Here is a 19,243-nt window from a genome sequence, read left to right as displayed (position 1 = left end):
GTAACTGTTGACCGGGCGGGCCGTCCACGGGAGTTCGTCACATACCTTCACATGATCACGTATTGAAATGGACCGTGGCGCTTTTCAACCATTGCGGGCGTGTATTCACCTAGCAATCGTCCGGGTGTCGGTGGCGGCGGTTCCGTTGTCCCGGGCGGGGCGCGGTCGGAGACGAGGGATAAAGCCCGTCAGACGCACGGGTTTATATGTTTCCCTTGTCTGTACCAAGTTAACAGGAAGTATGACGGGATACGTCTACACAATCGCAGGCGGGAAGGGCGGCGTCGGGAAGACCACGACGGCGATCAACGTCGCCGTGTCGCTCCAGGACGCCGGCCACGACGTGGTCGTGGTCGACGCCGACCTGGGGATGGCGAACCTGGGGGCGATGCTCGACGTGGACCATTCACCGAGCCTCCATCAGGTACTCGCCGGCAAGGCGGCCGTCAGCGACGCGATCATCGAGGGACCGGGCGGGATCACCGTGGTCCCCGGTGAGCGCAACCTGGAGGCCTTCGCCGACGCCGACCCCGCGAAGCTCCGGAAGGTCGTGAAGGCGCTCTCGACCGCCTACGAGATCGTCCTCATCGACACCGGGGCCGGGTTGAGCCACGAGACGACCGTCCCGCTGGGGCTGGCAGACGGCGTCTTGCTCGTCACCACCGCCGACGAGGTCGCTATCGGCGACACGATCAAGACCGCACAGCTGGCCGAGCGGATCGACGGCGACGTGGTCGGCGCGGTGCTGACCCGAGCCGACGACGACACCAACGTCTCCGAGGTCGCCGACAAACTCGACATGGAGATGCTCGCGGTCGTCCCGGAGGACCAGGACGCGACCCGGGACGAACCGCTGATCATCAACGACCCGGACAGCTACGCCGCCGAGGCCTACCGCCGACTCGCCTCCACGCTCGAGGAGATCTACGAGGCAAACACCGAGGGCGGCGTCACGCCCGAACAAGAGTTCGAGCCGAGCGCGACGCCCGACACGGACGAGGACACGCTCGACGAGAGCGAGGGCGGCGACGGCGACGACGAAGACGACGAAGACGACGAAGAAGGCGTCTTCGGCCTGTTCAACTGATCAGTCGCGGCCGTCACTCCCGTCAGGACCGCGCGCCCGTTCTTTCGAAGCGGTACATCTAAACCGTCCCTCCTGCCACGTCTCGGTATGGCAGACGACTCGATCCGACTGAGCTGGGTGCTGATCTTCCTGCTGTTGGCTCTCGGTCTCGGTCTCGCGGCGATCCAGTTCGCCGGGGGATCAATCCTTCCGACCCTGCTCCCGGTGTAGTCACATCGACTCGGGCGCAGCGACACCGAGCACGCCCAGGGCGTTCCCCACAGTGTGGCGTGCAGCGGCCACCAGCGCGAGCCGTGCGTCCCGTGTCTCGGCGTCGGCATCGAGCACCGGACACTCCCGGTAGAAGGCGTTGAACGCCTCCGCGAACTCACGGGTGTACGTCGCGACGACGTGTGGATGGTGGTCCGCGGCCGCGTCCTCGATCACCGCCGGGAACCGCGCGATGGTCGCGAGCAACTGGCGCGCTTCCGGCGTGTCCAGCGCGTCGGCGTCCAGGTCGGCCGGGGCGGGGACCGCGTGGCCTGCCTCGCGGGCTTCGTCGAGGATCCCGCAGGCGCGCGCGTGAACGTACTGGACGTAGGGCGCGGACTGGGCCTCGAAGTCCAGTGCCCGGTCCCACTCGAAGGTGATGGCCTTCGCGGGCTGTTTCGAGACGATGTCGTACCGGACCGCACCGATCCCGACCTGGTGGGCGATCCGTTCCACGTCCTCGGGATCGAGGTCGTCGTTGCGGAGCCGATCCTCCAGACGGTCCTCGACTTCCTCGCGGGCGCGGTCGATGGCCTCGTCGAGCAGGTCGTCCAGGTCGATCCCGGTTCCCTCGCGGGTACTCATCTTCCCCTCCGGGAGGTTGACGTACGAATAGAGGACCTGATCGAGCGGTTCGGTGTCGTGGCCCAGCAGGTCGAGGGTGGTCCGGACCTGCTCGGCCTGGAGTTTGTGGTCCTCGCCCAGGACGGTCACGGCGCGGTCGTAGTTGTCGAACTTCCACTCGTGGTGGGCCAGGTCCCGCGTGGCGTAGAGGCTGGTCCCGTCCGAGCGCAGGAAGACGAGGTTCTTGTCGATGTCGGGGAGATCGAGTTGCCAGGCGTCTTCCTCGTAGACCGCTTCGTCGAGGTCCTGGAGCCGGTCGACCAGGTCGTCGGTCGCGCCGTTGCGCATGAAGCGGGTCTCCTTGACGAACTCGTCGAACTCCGCGGGCAGGCGGGCCAGACACTCCCGCATCCCGCCCAGTACGGTGTCGACGACCTCGCTGACCCGCTCGTAGGTCTCCTCGTCGCCCGCCTCCAGTCCCTGCATGATCGACTGGATCTCGGCCTCGGCGGCCTCGACCTCGTCCTCGGGGGCCTCGTCGAGGAAGGTGTTGCCCCGGCGGTAGTACCGGACCATGTCGTACTCGGCGCGGTCCCGTTCCGGTTCGGGGAGGTCGCTCTCGTCGAACGTCTCGTAGGCCCAGGTGAACACGGCCATCTGGCGGCCGGCGTCGTTGACGTAGTAGTGCCGATCAACGTCGTAGCCGGCGAAATCGAGGACGTTCGCCAGCGCGTCGCCGATGATGGGATTGCGCGCCCGGCCGACGTGGACCGGCCCGGTCGGGTTGGCGCTGGTGTGTTCGACGGCCACCGAGGTCCCCTTCGGGTCGAGGCGGCCGTACTCGTCGTCCTGGGCGGCTTCCAGCGTCGCCGCGAAGTAGGCGTCGCTGGGCAGGAAATTGAGGTACGGGCCCTGCGTGGTCACGTCGCCGACGTACTCGTAGTCGGCGGGGTCGATCTCCGCGGCGATGTCGGCGGCCACCTCGGGCGGGGCGGCACCGACCTCGCCGGCCAGCCGGAACGCGACGCTGGATGCGAGAATCGCGTCCACGTCGTCCGGCGGCTCCTCGATCCCGAGGTCGTCGGTGGGGAGGTCGAGTGCGTCGAGTGCGGACTCGACGGCGTCCTGGACCTCCCGGCGCGCGGCAAGGAACATACCCACCCGTTTTCGAGCGCCGGGTATAGGCGTAACGAGTCGGAGTCGACCGGTACCGGAGTGGCGCGGACGGAACCGAACGGCCCCGGATCGCGGTGTTGCGGCGTCAGCCGGTCGACTGGATGTCGGCGGCGATCCGCTCGCCCACGCCCACGTCGGGCACCTGGTAGTTGCAGTGGCTGTCGATCTCGTCGGTCACGTCCACGTCGACCCAGTTCTCCGGCGGGGACCCGTCCGAGAACCACCCGCCACAGTCGATGCCGCTACAGCCGATCCCGTCCCGGAAAGTCTGGAGGTCGTAGAACACGCAGATCGTGTTGTCCTCCTCGGAGTGGTAGTTGTACACCGCTTGGGCGGTCGCCTCGACGGCGTCGGCGTCGAAGGCCGCGTCGTCGTCGGCACAGATCTGGTCGTTGTCGACCGACGCGCCGAACAGCGACACCGAGGCGACGGGCACGTCGCCGTCGAGGTCGTCGAGCGTCGCCAGCGGCGGCCGGCCGCCAAGCGACAGCCCCGCCAGCCTGATCGTCGTGTCCGGGTTGCGCTCGTGATACCCGCGCAGGAACTCGGCGAACCGCCGGCCGTCGCGGTCGGCGTTGTCCTCGCCGGTCGAGAACAGCGTCGTCTCCGCTTCCCACTGCACGGTGACCACCGGCTGGTCGTAGCCGTTGGACCGAAGCGTCTGCTGGAGTGTATACGCCTGATCGTCGCCGATCTGGCCCTCGCTGGTCCAGCCGATGAAGTAGAAGACGACCTCGTCCGGGTCGTCCGGCAGGTTCCGCGTCGTCGGCTCGGACTGCCGCACGTCCACCCGCGGGAAGTCCGCAGGCGCGCTCTCCCAGACGGTCGCGCAGTTCGAGAGTTCGAGCGGCGTCGGATCGGCAGCTGCCGGCTGGGTGGCACCGATCCCCAGCGCGCCCGCGCCAGCCAGCGTCCCGGTCGCACGGAGTACCGACCGCCGACGCAGGTCTGTTAGTTCGTCGTCACTACTGTCCGTCGTTCGTTCATCCCCCATGGCGAGTTTATTTACGGGATTAACAGGTTTGTATTCATATCTTCACACGTTAAGTTGTTTATAATTGTCTGGAGAATTGGCCGCGGGACGACCCGGGACTGGTTCCGAGCGCCGTTCGCGGCTCGGTCCGTCTACCGGAAGTCCTCGACCACGAGGTCCACGATGCCCTCGTCGGGTGTCTGGTAGTCGCAGTGGCCGTCGATGCGGTCGGAGACGTCCACGTCGTGCCAGTTCTCCGGCGGCGACCCGTCCGAGAACCACCCCTCGCAGTCGACGCCCTCACAGCCGACGAGATCGTCGAAGGACAGCAGCGGGATCAACGAGCAGGTCGTACTGTCCTCGGTCGAGTGGTAGTTGTACACCGCGTCGGCCGTGCGCTCGATGGCGTCGGCGTCGTACCGTTTGCTGTCCGAACAGATCACGTCGTGTTCGATCGTCCCACCGAACAGCGACACCGACGCCACGGATACGTCGCCGTCGAGGTCGTCCAGCGCCGCGATGGGCACGCGGGCGCCCATCGACAGCCCCGCCAACCGGACGGTCGTGTCGGGGTTGTCCTCGCGGTACGCCCGCAGCCAGTCCGCGAGGCGGGTCCCGTCGCGGTCGGCGTTGTCCCGGACCCCCCAGAAGTTGAACGAACTCGACTGCCACTCGGCGGCGACGACCGGATGCTCGTAGCCGGCCTGTTCGAGCGCCCGCTCCAGTGTGTAGGCCTGGTCGTACCCCGACTGACCCTCTGCACCCCAGCCGATAGCGTAGATCAACAGTTCGTCGGGGGCCGACGGCAGGTCACTGGTCGTCGGCGTCTCGGACCGGAGGTCGACCCGCGGGTACCCGTCGGGCGCTGACTCCCAGTCGTTGCGACAGTCCGAGGCCAGTTCCTGTACCGCGTCCGGGAGCGACTGCGCACTGGCGGGTTGAACTGCCGTCGCTCCAAGAATCCCGGCGCCAGTCGTCGCACCAGTCGCTCGCAATACCTGTCGCCGATTCAGTCCACCAGATCGCTCGTTCTCGTCGTGCGTCACGTTCCCATCCCCTCCACCACATTGATACACACAAATCCTATATGGAATTTTTTTATTTCTGGCGTGGAGACAGGGCTGGGGTTCGGACCCAACTTCGGGACGAGTCGCTCAGTGCGCCCGGGAGTGGGTGGAATGTCGCGCGGCCGCTCACCAGAGGTTCTCGGCGTCGCCCGAGACCGCCGGGGTACGGCGTCGAACGCCGTCCGTCGCGGCTTCGAGGCGAGCGAGGCCGTCCTCCACGCTGTGGTGGTCACCGTCGAGCCAGCAGGGGTAAACGCCCGTGAGCCGGCCGCGCCGTCTGATCGTGAGACAGACCACCGGGAACACGATATCGCGTTCGCCGCCGTCCCGGGACCCGTCGGTCAGATCGGCCGCCTCGACGGAGTCGAGCGTCTCGTGTTCCTGGAAGAACGGGTGGAGGCGGCCGCCCGCCTCGTCGACGGCGGCGCGCAGTTCCTCGTAGAGGGTGACCGCTTCGACCGCCGCGCTGCCCTCGGCGGCGGGCACCCGGACGCGGTCGCTCCAGTGGCCGGTCCGGAGTTCCGCCAGATCGTCACCGTTTGCACCCTCGGCGACCGTCTCCAGTCGTTCGGTGAGGCGTTGCTGTCGGCGTCGTGCGACCGACGACGGGTCCGAGCGGCGTCGTAGCGTCACCGTCATCGGCCCGTCCGGAATCTGTGATGCGACTTCGGATTTGCGTGCTGTCATGGTCTCCGGCTCTCCGTCACAGTCGCTCCGACGATCCAGTCACCCACTCAGAGGTTCTCCGGGTCGCCCGGTTCCGTCGCGAGCGCTTCGAGGCCGTCCTCCACGCTGTGGTGATCACCGTCCTTCCAGCAGGGGTAAAGACCTGTGAGGTCGCCGTCTCGGCGGACGGTCAGACAGACCACCGGGAACACGATGACCCGATCCGTGGGCGGTCCCGCCGAGAGCAGGCCACCGACGGCCTCGCGGGTCTCGAAGAACGGTTCCAGACGCGCGTCCGCGCGCTCGGTGGCGGTCTCGAACTCCTCGTACAGCTCGACCGGTCCCTGTTCGCTCTCGTCACCCTCGGAGGGGACGGTCACCTTCGAACTCCAGCGCTCGACCCGAAGGTCCGGGACGACTCCGTCGGACGCGAGCGACCGCAACCGGTCCAGTACGGTCCGTTGCCGCCGCGTCGCCGCCGCCGGTGCCGAGGCCCGCAGGTGTAGCGTCACCGTACAGTCGGCCTCGACCGCCGTCTCCGGTTCCGATTCGGTCGTGCGGTCGGTCTCTCCCTGCTCGCCGCCGCGTTCGTTCACGACGTTGGTAGCCATACACGGACTTTGGGAAATAACACTAATAGTCTTTACCCACAACAGTCGTAGACTTCTATGGACTTTTCTGCCGTGTTTGTATTACTAGTCAGAGTTTTTGGAGACAGACGCGGAGCGTGGATCGGGGCGTCGAACCGACGTGACACCCGGATGCTTTTGCCCGCGCACCCGAAACGTGGGGGCAACATGAGCGACTCAGAGTCCGGGAGCGGGGGCCCGAAGCAGGTCTCGAATCCAGATTACCACAGCGAGAACCACACCGCGGCTCAGACCTGCGGGTGGACCAAGAACGCGCTCCGTGGGGAGGGAAAATGTTACAAGAAGATCTTCTACGGGATCGAATCCCACAGATGTATCCAGATGACGCCGGTCGTGAAGTGCAACGAGCGGTGTGTCTTCTGCTGGCGGGACCACCAGGGCCACGCCTACGAGATGGACGAGGTCGAGTGGGACGATCCCGAGGCCGTCGTCGACGCCAGCATCGAACTCCAGACGAAACTCCTCAGCGGTTTCGGCGGCAACGACGAGGTGCCCCGCGAGATGTTCGAGGAGGCGATGGAGCCCCGCCACGTGGCAATTTCCCTCGACGGCGAACCGACGCTCTACCCCTATCTACCGGAACTCATCGAGGCCTTCCACGACCGGGACATCACGACCTTCCTCGTCTCGAACGGCACTCGCCCGGAAGTGCTGGCCGAGTGTGACCCGACGCAACTGTACGTCAGCGTCGACGCCGCCGACCGGGCGACCTTCGACGAGACTGTCAAGGCCGTCGAGGACGACGCCTGGGAGCGCTTGATCGACACCCTGGACGTGCTGGCCGGGAAGGAGGAGACCCGGACGGTCCTGCGGACGACGTGCATCCAGGGCCTGAACATGCACCACCCCGAGTGGTACGCCTCGATGTTCCAGCGGGCCGACCCGGACTTCGTGGAACTGAAAGCGTACATGCACGTCGGCCACTCCCGCGGCCGGCTGGATCGGGACTCGATGCCCGACCACGAGCGCGTCGTCGAGTTCGCCGAGGACGTGATGGAACACATGCCCCACGACGTGCTCAAGCAGGTGCCGGCCTCACGGGTCGCCCTGCTCGCCGAGGACCGGAACACCCTCGTCCCGAAACTGCAGCAAGACAGCGACTTCTGGGAGTAAGGGACGCGAGTGCAACGAGCGTCCCGGACAAGCGAGCGGGGAGGCACGACCCGCGAGCCGCGGGAATTGACGATCTCCCCGAGAGGAGCGTTTTTGCATCGCCCCTACGTGGCCGTGACATGGAGATCGCCATCCTGCTGTTCGAGGGCTTCGACGAACTGGACGCCATCGGCCCGTTCGAGGTGTTCGAGAACGCCGCGGACGCGGGGGCCGACTGCGAGACGACACTTCGTTCCCTCGAAGGCACCAGTCCAGTGACGGCGAGTCACGGGCTCGACGTGGGGGTTGACGGTCCGCTGGACGAGGCGGACCCGGACCTGCTCGTGGTTCCCGGGGGTGGCTGGAACGACCGGGACGGCCCGGGCGCGTACCGGGAGGCCGAGCGCGGGGCGGTTCCCGAAGCCATCGCCGCACACCGCGAACGCGGCGGCTCGGTCGCCGGGGTCTGCACGGGTGGACTGTTGCTCGCCAGGGCGGGCGCCCTCGACGGTCGGCCCGCGGTCACGCACGCGAGCGCGCTGGAGGACCTCCGGGCGACCGAGGCCGAGGTGGTCGACGCGCGCGTAGTCGACGACGGCGACGTGCTGACCGCGGGTGGCGTCACCTCGGGACTGGATCTGGCCGTCCACCTCGTCGAGCGCGAGTTCGGGGCCGAGGTCGCGGCGGCCGTCCGGACCGAGATGGAGTACGAGCCACGGGGTCGGGTCCACACGGCCTGACCCGAACGCCTTCGGAACGACGGCTTTACGTTGGTAGCCCCAAACGCTGAGTCAGGAAACACTGTTTCCGTTTCTTCGCGTTCCAGAGTCGTTACGCATTCCATATTCGTTACGCTTATCCCCGAGACCGCCCAACAGTGAGACATGGCACAGGCGAGCGAGGGTGCGGTCGGATACGACGAGCTGGCGACGCTGAAACTGCTGGCGCTCGAGGGCGCACTGGAGGGCCAGGAGAAGGTGTCGTGTTCGGCGCTGGCCGACGACCTCGACGCGTCGAATCAGACGGCATCACGCCGACTCCAGCGGCTCGACGATGCCGAGTACGTCAAGCGGGAGATGGTCAGCGACGGGCAGTGGATCACGATCACGCCGGCGGGCGAGTCGGCCCTCCGTCGCGAGTACGCCGACTACCGGCGGATCTTCGAGCGCGACGCGGCCATCGAACTCCAGGGCTTCGTCACCAGCGGGATGGGCGAAGGCCGCCACTACATCTCGCTGCCGGGCTACATGGAGCAGTTCATCGAGAAACTGGGCTACGAACCCTTCGCCGGCACGCTGAACGTCGACCTCACCGACGAGAGCGTCCGGGCCCGCGCCGGGATGGCGTCGCTGGAACCGGTCACCATCGAGGGCTGGGAGGACGACGAACGCACCTACGGCCCGGCGTTCTGTTACCCCGCGAGCGTGGAGGTGGGCGACTCCATCTACGAGCCGGCCCACGTCATCGCCCCGGAGCGGACACACCACGACGAGGACCAACTTGAAGTGATCGCCCCGGAGAAACTCCGCGAAGCGATCGGACTCGAAGACGAAGACGAGGTCATCATCAATGTCACGGAGCGATAAGATGCACACCGAATCCCGGACCGGCGTCGAGGCGGCCCTGGCGGCCTTCCGCGATGGCGAGCCAGTCCTGATCCACGACGCCGCCGACCGCGAAGGCGAGACCGATCTGGTGTACCCCGCGGCGGCTGTCACGCCCGAGGCCGTCGCCCGCATGCGCAACGACGCGGGCGGGCTGATCTGCACGGCGTTGAGCGACGAGGTGGCCGAGGCCTTCGACCTGCCCTTCCTGCAGGAGGTCATCGACCACCCCGTCGCCGCCGACCACGACCTGGACTACGACGAACGCTCCTCGTTCTCGCTGACGGTGAATCACCGGGACACGTTCACCGGCATCACCGACGATGACCGGGCGCTGACCATCACGGAACTCGCCCGGGCCGCCAGCGACCCCGAGACGGCCGATTTCGCCGAGGAGTTCCGCGCACCCGGCCACGTCCACCTGTTGCGCGCCGCGCCGGACCTGCTGGCGGATCGCCTCGGCCACACCGAGCTGGGCGTCGCACTGGCGGCGGCCACCGACCAGTCACCCGCCGTCGTCGTCTGTGAGATGCTCGACGACGAGACCGGCGAAGCGCTCCCACCCGCGGCCGCCCGCGCCTACGGCGAGCGCAACGACATCCCCTACGTCGAAGGCAGCGAGATCGTCGAACGCCTTCGTTGAGCCGCTTTTCGCCCTTTTAGACGTGTCGTCGCTCTTGCCCCACTCGGCGTAGGCTGGTCGTCGATTCCACGCGATAAACCAAATACCGCGATATAGAAATGGCGACGGGGCGCACAGCACGGCCTGAAGACGGGCGGTTGGGTGCGGTGTCTTCGTGCGGAACTGCGACCGGCCCATCCCGAGATCGCTCCTCACGCTCCAGCGACAGGTCGATTCTTTGTCAAAACCACAAGACACTTACTAGCCAGTGGTCCAGTCCGGGACAGTGCCACGAGAGCGTCCCGGGGGACCCCGATGGCTCGCCCGGTGTGTCCTCGGGGTAGGGATCCTCCTCGGGTTCGGCTACCTGTGCTATCGGACGGCAGTGACGCCGGACGGGCTCGCACTGGACTTCGAGATCTACCGGGCGGCCGCCGCGGATCTCTGGAACGGGGAGCCAGTCTACGGCAGTTCGCCCATCGGAGTGCCGGGGCTCACGTACCGCTATCCCCCACTCCTGTTGCTGTGGTTCTCGCTGTTCCTGGGCCTGCCGCCAGCGCTCGGATTCGTCCTCCACACTGCCGTGGCTCTGTGTCTCGGCGGCGTTCTCGGGTGGGTCTCGATCCGCCGGATCGAGCGATACGGGCCCGACCTGTCTCGTCTCGACCGTGGCCTGATCGTCGGCTTCGTCGCGGCCAGTCCAATCGGCGCGCCGTCGTTGTTTTTCGGGAACGTGAACCACTACATTGCGGTCGCGATGGGGCTCGGGCTCGTCTGGCTCGACGACGGGAAGCAGAGCCGTGCCGGTGTGGCGCTCGCGCTGGCGGCGCTCCCGAAGGTGTTCCCGGCGGCGGTGGGCATCTGGCTCCTCTGGCGACGTGCGTGGCGAGCGGTGGCGGCGGCCGTCACGACGGGCGTCGGCTGTCTCGTCGCCGGTGCAGTTCTGTTCGGACCGGCGCGAACCCGGAACTACGTCACGAGCGAACTGCTCCCGCGCTCGGCACCCGACGTGTTCGCCGGCGGGTTGCCGCCGTCGAGCGTCTACGTCTCGCTCCGTCGGCCACTGTCGGTCGTCGCTCCCCGGGCGACGGCACTCGAACTGACCGTCGGCGCGGTACTCCTCGTTACCCCCGTCCTCTACTACACGTACACCCGGAGCCGCGGCCCGGTAGATCGGATGGTCGCGTTGCTCGCGACGCTGAGTGCCGTGCTGTTGGTCGTGCCGTCGTACAGCATGTACTTCCTGCTCCTGTTCTATCCACTGATTCCGCTGTTGTATCTGCTCGACCGGCCGGAATCGACCGTCTTCGCGGCCGGGACGGCCCTCCTGACGCTCACGCTGAAACTCGACGACGTGGTACAGCTACTCGAATTCGCCGGACTGCCGGACCCGGCCAGGGCCACCGTCCTGGCCGGCGCACGGGCGATCTATACGCTCGGGACGCCCGTTCTGTGGGGGACGCTGTGTCTGCTCCTGGCGGGAATCTGGCGATTGCACGGCCGACACCGACACAGCGGCGAGGCCACGGAGAGAGCGAGCGGCGAACGCTGGTCGCCGCGGGAGGACTGAGTGGGCCCGACCCGTTTCTATATCGCGAATAGTGATTTATCGCCCGTCGTCGACGGGGTCGACCGGGGAGAGCGAAGTAGCGCTCGGGCTCCGGACGCGAGGTCTCGGCGGCGGTTGGCGTCCCTCGGTCGCCACGTGAGTCGTCGGCACGGCACGAAAACTGTTAAGAGCGGATTGGGCCAACCAGATACCAATGGGATTCGACGAGATGGACGTCGACACGATCTGGCAGGACGGTGAGTTCGTCGACTGGGAGGACGCACAGGTGCACGTTCTCACACACGGACTCCACTACGGCACCGGGATCTTCGAGGGGGTCCGGTGTTACGACACGGAGAACGGCCCGGCGATCTTCCGCTGGGAGGACCACCTCGAACGGTTCTACCAGTCGGGGAAACCGTACGACATCGACATTCCGTTCAGCCGGGAGGAGTTGACCGAGGCGACCAAGGAGTTGATCCGCCGGCAGGACCTGGAGTCCTGTTACATCCGGCCGGTCGCGTTCTACGGGTACGAGGAACTCGGCCTGAACCCGTCGAACTGCCCCGTCGAGGTCGCCATCGCGGTCTGGCCGTGGGGCGCGTATCTCGGCGAGGAGGCGCTGGAGGAGGGCGTCGACGTGTCGATCTCCTCGTGGCGCAAGTACGGGTCCGATCAGATCCCGACCAACGCCAAGACGACCGGGCCGTACGTCAACAGCGTCCTCGCGAACCTGGAGGCGACGGGCAACGGGTACACCGAGGCCATCGTCCTCAACGGCGAGGGCAACGTCGCCGAGGGACCGGGCGAGAACATCTTCCTCGTCCGGGACGGCGAGATCTACACGACCGGTCTGGCAGAGTCGATCCTCGACGGCATCACGCGCCAGTCGATCATCACCATCGCCGAGGACCTGGGCTACACCGTCCACGACGACGCGACGATCTCGCGGGGCGAGCTGTACACCGCCGACGAGTTGTTCTTCACGGGGACGGCGGCGGAGGTCACGCCGATCCGGAGCGTCGACGACACGGAGATCGGTGCCGGCACGAAGGGGCCGGTCACCGACGAACTGCAGTCGAAGTTCTTCGAGGTCATCGAGCGCCGGACCGACGAGTACGCCGAGTGGTTCGACTACGTCTAGCGGTTCTGGATCATCCGCTCGACGGAGTCGATGACGCCGCTGCGTCCGGTTACCCGGTCCAGCAGGCTCCCCATCCGTCGCTGCTCGAAGTAACTCGCGAACGCCAGGAACGTCGGCGGCCACAGCCCGACGAACAGCCCCATCTCCTTGTTGTCACGGAGGAAGAACTCGTACCACGACAGGATCACCGACGCGCCGGCGGCGATGACCCACGGGTCGGTCCCGGTCTCCTGTGCCACGTCGGTGACTTCCCGTTCCGGAGTGCTCGTTGCCATGCCCGCGAGGGTTGTGTGAGGACGGGTTTAGTTACCCACTGCGTTGGGCGAGCCACGGCGAGTAAGCCCGGCCGCTGTGGGAGTAAGGTCGGCTTAGTCGTCGGCGTCCCCGTCGCTGGACAGTTCGTCGGTGACGCTGATCGCGACGCTGTCGTCGCGGGACTCCCCGAAGCCGGCGCTCAGGATACGCGTCAGGGCGTCCTCGACGCGTTCGTCCATCTCCTCGTACTCCTCGGGTTCGACTTCGATGACGAACCCGGTCGTGATGTTGGGCGCAGTCGGGAGAAAGAGTACGTCGCGGCCGTCGTCGGTCGTCTTGCCGGTCTTGAACGCGGTCATCCGCAGGCCGTTCCAGGTCTCGATCTTCACCGGTTTCTGGAGGTCGTCGGTGCCCGAGACGGCGGTTTCGACGGCCATCTTCGAGGCGTTGTAGACCACCCGGAGGCCGGGCAGGCGGTTCATCAGGTTGTCGAGAATGTCCTCGAAGATGTCGCCGAAGGCCGTCCGGCTGAGATAGCCCACCGACAAGACCAGCAGGAAAAAGACGATCAGCGTCGTCAGCACGCGGACCAGCCCCAGTGCCTGCCGTGGCACTCCCAGTTCCGTCAGCACGGCGAGATTGATGCCGAAGACGGCCGTCGAACTCGCGATGATTCCGTAGAGGTACGCGATGACGTACAGGGTGACGATGACGGGCAGCAAGACGATGAGTCCGCTCGCGATGTCCCGCTTCCAGGAGGCCATAATGCGGTACGAGGAGGTTCTTGTGCCTCCCTTTACTAGTTGACGATTGCCCGCAAGGCGAAGGTGAGATTCTCCCGACGTTCGGCGACGCGCCGGTAGAAATACGACAGCCACTTCTCGCCGTAGGGGACGTATTGCCAGACCTCGTGCTCGGCGGCCAGCCGTTCCTGGGCCGGTTCGCGCACGCCCATCAGCATCTGTATCTCGAACGGCGTTCCGTACTCCTCGTGGAGCCGGTCGGCGGTGGCGATCATCGCCGGGTCGTGACTCCCGACCGCGATGCCGCCCTCGCGCTCGGCGAAGGCCTGCGCCAGCAGGTCCCGGTAGGCGTCGTCGACCTGCTCGCCCGGGAGCGCCACCTCTTTCGGCGGGTCGTACGCCCCCTTGACCAGCCGGATTTTCCCGGGACAGTCGGCCAGCCGCGAGAGGTCCGCCGGGGTCCGCCGGAGGTTCGCCTGGAGACAGACCCCGACCCCGCCGTCGTGGGCGCGGGCCTCGGCCTCGAAGGCGTCGAGGGTCGCGTCGGTCGTCGTGTGATCCTCCATGTCGAGCCAGACGAACACGCCCGCCGCGTCGGCGTGGTCGACGATGCGCGAGAGGTTCTCCCGGAAGACCGCCTCGCTCACGTCCAGGCCGATCTGGGAGGGCTTGACCGAGATGCAGGCCCGGAGGTCCGTGCCGGCGATGTCGTCGAGGAGCCGACAGTACGTCTCGGTGTCGGCGTCTGCTGGCCCGCGCTCGTCGTAGTGTTCGCCCAGGTGATTGCAGATCGTCCCGATGCCCCGCTCGTCGAGTCGCCGCGCCCGTTCCAGGGCCGTGGCCTCCGTCTGGCCGGCGACGAACCGACTCGCTATCGGCGGGATCATACTGGCAAATATTGCCTCCGCGATACTGAGTCTGTCGCTCAGTTCGGGACCCTTAAGGACGGCGCTGACCCAGCATGCCCCACGAATGGACATCGTCGGCGTACTCGCGGTGGCGTTCTGGGCCATGTTGCCCGCGTACGTGCCCAACAACGCCGCGGTGCTGGTGGGTGGGGGGCCACCGATAGACGGCGGTCGGACCTGGAACGGGCGACGACTGCTCGGCGACGGGAAGACCTGGCTGGGGACCGCCGGCGGGATCGCGGCCGGCGCGGCGCTGGCGCTCGGACTGAACGCGATCCGCCCGGCGATTACGGATGCGGTCGCGGGACTGCCGGAGTTCACACTCGTCGCCGCGATCACACTCCCGGCGGGCGCGTTGCTGGGCGACATCGCGGCCTCGTTCCTGAAGCGCCGGACGGGCCGGGAACGCGGGGCGGCCTTTCCCGGGCTCGACCAGCTGGACTTCGTGGTCGGGTCGCTGGGACTCACGGTCCTGCTCGCGCCGGAGTGGTTCGTCGCGACGTTCACGCTCCCGGTGCTCGCGGTCGTGCTGGTCATCACGCCCGTCCTGCACGTCGGGACGAACCTCGTGGCCTACATGCTCTCGCTGAAAAGCGAGCCGTGGTAGGGCGGAACTGATGTACTTTTCACGCCAGGCCGACGAGGGGCGGGTATGACCACAGACAGGACGCTCCGGCTGGCGACCCGGGGGTCCGACCTCGCACTCAGGCAGGCCGCCACGGTGACGGAGGCACTGGCGAGCCGGCGGCAGTCGGTCGAACTCGTCGAGGTCGAGACCACCGGCGACCAGATACAGGACGAACTCATCCACCGCCTCGGCAAGACCGGGGCCTTCGTCCGCAGTCTCGACCAGCAGGTACTCGACGGCGAGGTCGACGCCGCCGTCCACTCGATGAAGGACGTGCCCACCGAGAGCCCCCCGGAACTGATCGTCGCGGGCGTCCCCGAACGCGGCCCGGCCGGCGACGTGCTCCTGACGCCCGACGGTACCTCACTCGACGACCTCCCCGAGGGCGCGACCGTCGGCACCGCCAGCCTCCGGCGGGCGGCCGAGCTTCGGGCCGAGCGGCCGGACCTGGAGATCGAACCGCTGCGGGGCAACGTCGATACGCGCGTCGAGAAGTTGCTCGCCCCCTCGCTCCAGCGGGAGCACGAACGGCGGCTGGAAAGAGCTGTCGGGGAGCAAAGCGACGACGAGGACGAGGACGTGGACGCCGACGACCTCGACCCCGAGAACCTCTCGGACGCCGTGCTGGCCGAGATCGATGAGTGGTTCGACGGGCTCCACGAGATCGAGCGCCGCGCGACCGAGCGCGACGTGGAGACCGAGTACGACGCCATCGTCCTCGCCGAGGCGGGGCTGGACCGGATGGGCCTGCTCCACGCCGTCGAGTTCGAGCGTCTGCCGACGGACACGTTCGTCCCCGCACCCGGACAGGGCGCGCTTGCGGTGACGGCACTGGACGACGACGTGGGGACCCAGATCCACGACCGCCTCGATCACCCCCCGACGCGGGTGGCGACGAGCGTCGAGCGGATAGTATTGGACGAGCTGGGCGGGGGCTGTGTCGCGCCCATCGGCGTCCACGCCACGGTGCAGGGAGCGGTCGTCCACACGGTCGTCCGCGTCCTCAGCCAGGACGGGACCGAGGAAGTGGCCGCGTCACGCGATCTCCCCGTCGAACGTCACGCACGGGCCGCCGGCGACCTGGCCGACGACCTCCGCGAGCAGGGGGCCGCCGACCTGATCGAGCGGGCCAAACGCGAGGACCCCGACGAGCGGAAACGGGAGGACTCTTAATCGGGGGCACGAAAGGCCGCTCATCATGACAACCGACGCCGACATCGCACCGGGAAAGGTCTACCTCGTCGGGAGCGGTCCCGGCGATCCCGACCTCCTGACGGTCAAAGCGAAACGCCTGCTGGACGAGGCCGACGTGGTCCTCCACGACAAACTCCCCGGCCCGGACATCATCGGAATGATCCCCGAGGAGATCCGCGAGGACGTGGGCAAGCGCGCCCGCGGCGAACGCACCTCTCAGCAGTACACGAACGAACGGCTGGCGGAACTCGCCCACGACGGGAAGACGGTCGTCCGGCTGAAAGGCGGCGACTCGTTCGTCTTCGGCCGCGGCGGCGAGGAGATGGTGTATCTGGCCGAACACGGCGTCCCCTTCGAGGTCGTCCCCGGCGTGACCTCCGCCATCGCCGGGCCGGGCGTCGCGGGGATTCCGGTCACCCACCGCGACTACGCCTCCTCGGTGTCGTTCGTCACCGGTCACGAGGACCCGACGAAGGAGGACTCGGCGGTCGACTGGGACGCGCTGGCCGCCACCGGCGGCACCATCGTCGTCCTGATGGGCGTCGGCAAGCTCCCCGAGTACACGCGCGAACTCCGTGAGGCCGGCATGGACCCGACCACGCCCGTCGCGCTCGTCGAACGCGGGACCTGGCCCGACCAGCAGGTCGCCACGGGGACGCTCGACACCATCGTCGAGGCCCGCGACGACGCCGGGATCGAACCGCCAGCCGTCACCGTGATCGGCGACGTGGCCCGCGAGCGCCAGCGCGTCGTCAAGTTCCTCCGGAACGGGGCCGAGGAGTCGTGACCGACCGCCCCCGCGTCGCCGTCTTCCGGCCCGACGACGAGCGCATCACGGAGGCAGTGGCGTTGCTGGAGGAACTGGGTGCCGATCCGGTCCCGGATCCGATGCTCGAAGTCGCCCCGACCGGCGCGAGCCCTCGCGGCGACGCCGACTACGCCGTCTTCACCAGCAAGACCGGCGCGGAGTTGATCGCCGACGCGGGCTGGACCCCCGGCGAGACGACGGTCTGTGCCATCGGCGACCCCACCGCGGCCGCGCTCGAATCGGCGGGGTACACCGTCGATCTGGTGCCCGAGGAGTTCTCCTCGTCCGGGCTGGTCGATGCCCTCGAAGGAACTTGCGACGGCGCTCGGATCGAGGTCGCCCGGAGCGACCACGGGAGTTCGGTGTTACTCGACGGGGTGAACGACGCCGGCGCGTACGTCCACGAGACGGTGCTGTACCGGCTCACCCGGCCCGACGGGGCCGGCGAGTCCGCGGAGCTGGCGGCCGCCGGCGAGCTGGATGCCGCAGTCTTCACCTCCTCGCTGACCGTCGAACACTTCCTGGCGGCGGCCGACGACCGGGGGGTCCGGGACGAGGCGGTCGCAGGGTTGGCCGAGGCGGTGGTCGCCGTCATCGGCGAGCCGACCGCCGAGACGGCCCGCGCACACGGGCTCTCGGTCGACGTGGTTCCCGATCAGGCCGAGTTCGAGGAACTGGCCCGCGACGCGGTCGCGGCTGTCGGGCAGGATTAATTCCTTCGAGAGAAATTCACTCCTCGACCGTCAGTGAGACGTTTCGCGCCCGGAAGGCGCGGCCTTCCTCGAAGACGGCCATCATCGGTTCGGCCTCGAAGGGGCGGAACGTGATGTGGTACCCCTGGTGTTCGTTCTCGCCGGCGATCCGGTAGCGGCCGTTCCGGTAGCCCGCGGTCGTGATCCGCACGTCGTGGGTCGCCCCTTCGAGTTCGAAGGCGAGGCGGTCGCCGGGTGTGGCGGCGAGCAGACGGGCGCGGTCGGGTTCGAGCGCCAGTACGTCCTCGGCACGGTAGTCGTGGCAGTCCTCGCCGTCGACGAGGGTCGCTTCGATGCCGTCGTTCGCCCGGTGGAGGGTGACGCCGTAGTCGGCGGCGGGGTTGTGGAGGTGGATGGCCAGGCGGTCGCCCGAAGGTGGGAACCGTGGGGCGGCGAACCACTCCTGGCGCGTCTCGAAGTCCTCGCGGCGGACGCCGTGGGACGCCATCGCCGCCTCGTCGGTCGCGGCGTAGTCCCGGACGACGCTGGTGGTCGTACCGACGAGAAACGGCGTGTCGTGTCGCTCGGCCCGGGCGTCGGTCGCGGCGCCGTCGTCACCCGAATCCGGGTTCACGGTCTCGATTCGGACGGCGGCCCAGGTCCCCAGGGTCGCGCTCTCGAAGACGGACTCGGGGACGGCGGGGTCGGTGTGGGTCGCGGCGGCCGCTCTGGCGGCGCGCGCGCGTTCCCGAACCAGTGGGTGGCTGTCCGCCCGGGCGCGTTCCCGGAGCGCCTCGTCGACCCAGGACTGGTCGGTAGCGGCGGCCACCCGGCAGGCGGCCTGACGGACGCTGGCCACCTCCGCGGTGACGAGTTCGTGGAGCCGGTCCGACACTACATCACACAGGCCGGGATAGGCGCGTTCGAGCGGTACCAGTGCCCGCAGGACGGACACCTGCACGGGGTAGTGGTCGTCGAGCAACGCCCGGGTGAGTTCGTCCGCGTGGGGTTCGAGCAGTTCGGGATAGTACGGCGCCAGCGAGGACAGGGCCCAGGCGACGTTGCTCCGGACGCTTTTCACGTCGGAAAGCGGTGCGATCAGCGCGGGGACGGCAGACCGAACGCGTCGCGGGCGTTCGGCGGCCAGTTCCGCCAGTGGGCGCGCGACGCAGGCCCGGACGGCGGTCACCTCGTCGGAAAGCGCCGCGACCAGCGGGTCGGCCACGGGCGCGACGGCTGTCGGGTCGGCGACGCCGACCTCGAACAGCGCGTTGGCTACGTCCCGGCGGACCGACTCCTGCTCGTCGCCGAGCGCGTCGACCAGTCGAGCGAGCGACCCCTGCAACCGTAACGGTTGCTCGGCGGCCGCCTCCCTGATCGTCCGGGCCGCGAGCCGCCGCTCGGTCTCGCTGCCCTCGCTCAACGCCCGTAGCGGGAGGTCGGTCGTCATGCCAATCCGTGGTACCTGGTCCCACCACACGAGCCTAAGTCTTCCGGAAATCGGGTAAAACCGCCCGACAGCAGGCCGATCCGTGGTCGACACGACGACTCGCGGACCGGAGGTTTAAACCG

21 protein-coding genes are annotated in these 19,243 nt (G+C 67.8%); 12 read left to right on the top strand and 9 right to left on the bottom strand.

Annotated features, from left to right (window positions below; translation table 11 throughout):
* Positions 1-241 precede the first annotated feature (241 nt).
* Both ACOZ4N_RS15110 and ACOZ4N_RS15105 read left to right on the top strand, forming a co-directional pair.
* Positions 242-1,087, top strand: a complete 846-nt coding sequence (locus ACOZ4N_RS15110) for a MinD/ParA family ATP-binding protein (RefSeq protein ID WP_424017194.1) — start codon at positions 242-244, stop codon at positions 1,085-1,087.
* An 87-nt stretch (positions 1,088-1,174) separates the two neighbouring features.
* Positions 1,175-1,297 (top strand): hypothetical protein, encoded by a 123-nt coding sequence (locus tag ACOZ4N_RS15105; protein ID WP_281186987.1) that lies wholly within the window; start codon positions 1,175-1,177, stop codon positions 1,295-1,297.
* Here ACOZ4N_RS15105 and argS read toward each other — a convergent pair whose 3' ends face one another.
* The 5 genes from argS to ACOZ4N_RS15080 form a co-directional block, all read right to left on the bottom strand.
* A complete protein-coding gene (argS, locus tag ACOZ4N_RS15100) occupies positions 1,298-3,055 on the bottom strand; it encodes an arginine--tRNA ligase (RefSeq protein ID WP_424017193.1) in 1,758 nt (585 codons plus the stop codon). It lies immediately after the preceding gene.
* A 106-nt stretch (positions 3,056-3,161) separates the two neighbouring features.
* On the bottom strand, positions 3,162-4,070 hold the full coding sequence (locus tag ACOZ4N_RS15095) for an alpha/beta hydrolase (protein WP_424017192.1): 909 nt from the start codon (positions 4,068-4,070) through the stop codon (positions 3,162-3,164).
* A 131-nt stretch (positions 4,071-4,201) separates the two neighbouring features.
* Positions 4,202-5,095 carry a twin-arginine translocation signal domain-containing protein gene (locus tag ACOZ4N_RS15090; protein ID WP_424017191.1) on the bottom strand — a complete coding sequence of 298 codons (894 nt, stop codon included), beginning with the start codon at positions 5,093-5,095 and terminating at the stop codon, positions 4,202-4,204.
* Positions 5,096-5,242: 147 nt separating this feature from the next.
* Positions 5,243-5,803: an HTH domain-containing protein gene (locus tag ACOZ4N_RS15085; RefSeq protein ID WP_424017190.1), complete on the bottom strand. Its 561-nt coding sequence runs from the start codon at positions 5,801-5,803 to the stop codon at positions 5,243-5,245.
* Positions 5,804-5,850: 47 nt separating this feature from the next.
* On the bottom strand, positions 5,851-6,393 hold the full coding sequence (locus ACOZ4N_RS15080) for an HTH domain-containing protein (protein ID WP_424017189.1): 543 nt from the start codon (positions 6,391-6,393) through the stop codon (positions 5,851-5,853).
* Between the two features lie 186 nt (positions 6,394-6,579).
* Here ACOZ4N_RS15080 and twy1 point away from each other — a divergent pair, with 186 nt between their 5' ends.
* The 6 genes from twy1 to ACOZ4N_RS15050 all read left to right on the top strand — a co-directional run bounded on the left by twy1 (position 6,580) and on the right by ACOZ4N_RS15050 (position 12,443).
* Positions 6,580-7,545: a 4-demethylwyosine synthase TYW1 gene (gene twy1, locus ACOZ4N_RS15075; RefSeq protein WP_424017188.1), complete on the top strand. Its 966-nt coding sequence runs from the start codon at positions 6,580-6,582 to the stop codon at positions 7,543-7,545.
* Between the two features lie 119 nt (positions 7,546-7,664).
* Positions 7,665-8,264, top strand: coding sequence for a DJ-1/PfpI family protein (locus tag ACOZ4N_RS15070; RefSeq protein WP_424017187.1), 600 nt, complete (start codon positions 7,665-7,667; stop codon positions 8,262-8,264).
* A gap of 144 nt (positions 8,265-8,408) precedes the next feature.
* Positions 8,409-9,110: a DUF120 domain-containing protein gene (locus ACOZ4N_RS15065; RefSeq protein WP_424017186.1), complete on the top strand. Its 702-nt coding sequence runs from the start codon at positions 8,409-8,411 to the stop codon at positions 9,108-9,110.
* Positions 9,094-9,771 (top strand): 3,4-dihydroxy-2-butanone-4-phosphate synthase, encoded by a 678-nt coding sequence (gene ribB, locus ACOZ4N_RS15060; protein ID WP_424017185.1) that lies wholly within the window; start codon positions 9,094-9,096, stop codon positions 9,769-9,771. Before ACOZ4N_RS15065 ends, ribB begins: the two co-directional genes overlap by 17 nt.
* Before the next feature lie 265 nt (positions 9,772-10,036).
* The gene (locus ACOZ4N_RS15055; protein WP_424017184.1) at positions 10,037-11,320 is read left to right on the top strand and encodes a glycosyltransferase family 87 protein; all 1,284 of its coding nucleotides are present in this window, start codon (positions 10,037-10,039) and stop codon (positions 11,318-11,320) included.
* 193 nt (positions 11,321-11,513) lie between these two features.
* Positions 11,514-12,443, top strand: coding sequence for a branched-chain amino acid transaminase (locus ACOZ4N_RS15050; RefSeq protein WP_424017183.1), 930 nt, complete (start codon positions 11,514-11,516; stop codon positions 12,441-12,443).
* Here ACOZ4N_RS15050 and ACOZ4N_RS15045 read toward each other — a convergent pair.
* The 3 genes from ACOZ4N_RS15045 to ACOZ4N_RS15035 all read right to left on the bottom strand — a co-directional run bounded on the left by ACOZ4N_RS15045 (position 12,440) and on the right by ACOZ4N_RS15035 (position 14,328).
* Positions 12,440-12,718, bottom strand: a complete 279-nt coding sequence (locus ACOZ4N_RS15045) for a hypothetical protein (protein ID WP_424017182.1) — start codon at positions 12,716-12,718, stop codon at positions 12,440-12,442. The genes ACOZ4N_RS15050 and ACOZ4N_RS15045 overlap by 4 nt on opposite strands.
* A 93-nt stretch (positions 12,719-12,811) precedes the next feature.
* Complete coding sequence (locus tag ACOZ4N_RS15040; RefSeq protein WP_424017181.1) at positions 12,812-13,462, bottom strand: DUF502 domain-containing protein; 651 nt, start codon at positions 13,460-13,462, stop codon at positions 12,812-12,814.
* 35 nt (positions 13,463-13,497) lie between these two features.
* The gene (locus tag ACOZ4N_RS15035) at positions 13,498-14,328 is read right to left on the bottom strand and encodes a proline dehydrogenase family protein (protein ID WP_424017180.1); all 831 of its coding nucleotides are present in this window, start codon (positions 14,326-14,328) and stop codon (positions 13,498-13,500) included.
* An 85-nt stretch (positions 14,329-14,413) separates the two neighbouring features.
* On the opposite strand from ACOZ4N_RS15035, the gene ACOZ4N_RS15030 reads away from it, so the two are divergent.
* The 4 genes from ACOZ4N_RS15030 to ACOZ4N_RS15015 are packed head-to-tail and all read left to right on the top strand — an operon-like array spanning position 14,414 to position 17,692.
* Positions 14,414-14,956 carry a CDP-2,3-bis-(O-geranylgeranyl)-sn-glycerol synthase gene (locus tag ACOZ4N_RS15030; RefSeq protein ID WP_424017179.1) on the top strand — a complete coding sequence of 181 codons (543 nt, stop codon included), beginning with the start codon at positions 14,414-14,416 and terminating at the stop codon, positions 14,954-14,956.
* 45 nt (positions 14,957-15,001) lie between these two features.
* Entirely contained in the window at positions 15,002-16,150 is a 1,149-nt protein-coding gene (hemC, locus tag ACOZ4N_RS15025) for a hydroxymethylbilane synthase (protein WP_424017178.1), read from the top strand.
* 25 nt (positions 16,151-16,175) lie between these two features.
* On the top strand, positions 16,176-16,958 hold the full coding sequence (cobA, locus tag ACOZ4N_RS15020) for a uroporphyrinogen-III C-methyltransferase (RefSeq protein ID WP_424017177.1): 783 nt from the start codon (positions 16,176-16,178) through the stop codon (positions 16,956-16,958).
* The gene (locus ACOZ4N_RS15015) at positions 16,955-17,692 is read left to right on the top strand and encodes a uroporphyrinogen-III synthase (protein ID WP_424017176.1); all 738 of its coding nucleotides are present in this window, start codon (positions 16,955-16,957) and stop codon (positions 17,690-17,692) included. The genes cobA and ACOZ4N_RS15015 overlap by 4 nt, the downstream gene beginning before the upstream one ends.
* A gap of 16 nt (positions 17,693-17,708) precedes the next feature.
* On the opposite strand, the gene ACOZ4N_RS15010 is transcribed toward ACOZ4N_RS15015, so the two are convergent.
* Positions 17,709-19,121: a HEAT repeat domain-containing protein gene (locus ACOZ4N_RS15010; protein WP_424017175.1), complete on the bottom strand. Its 1,413-nt coding sequence runs from the start codon at positions 19,119-19,121 to the stop codon at positions 17,709-17,711.
* Between the last annotated feature and the right edge of the window lie 122 nt (positions 19,122-19,243).

Source organism: Halorientalis pallida (assembly GCF_049605515.1).
GTDB lineage: Archaea > Halobacteriota > Halobacteria > Halobacteriales > Haloarculaceae > Halorientalis > Halorientalis pallida_A.
The sequence above is the reverse complement of the archived record's forward strand: the minus strand, read 5'-3'. Positions and strand labels throughout refer to the sequence as shown.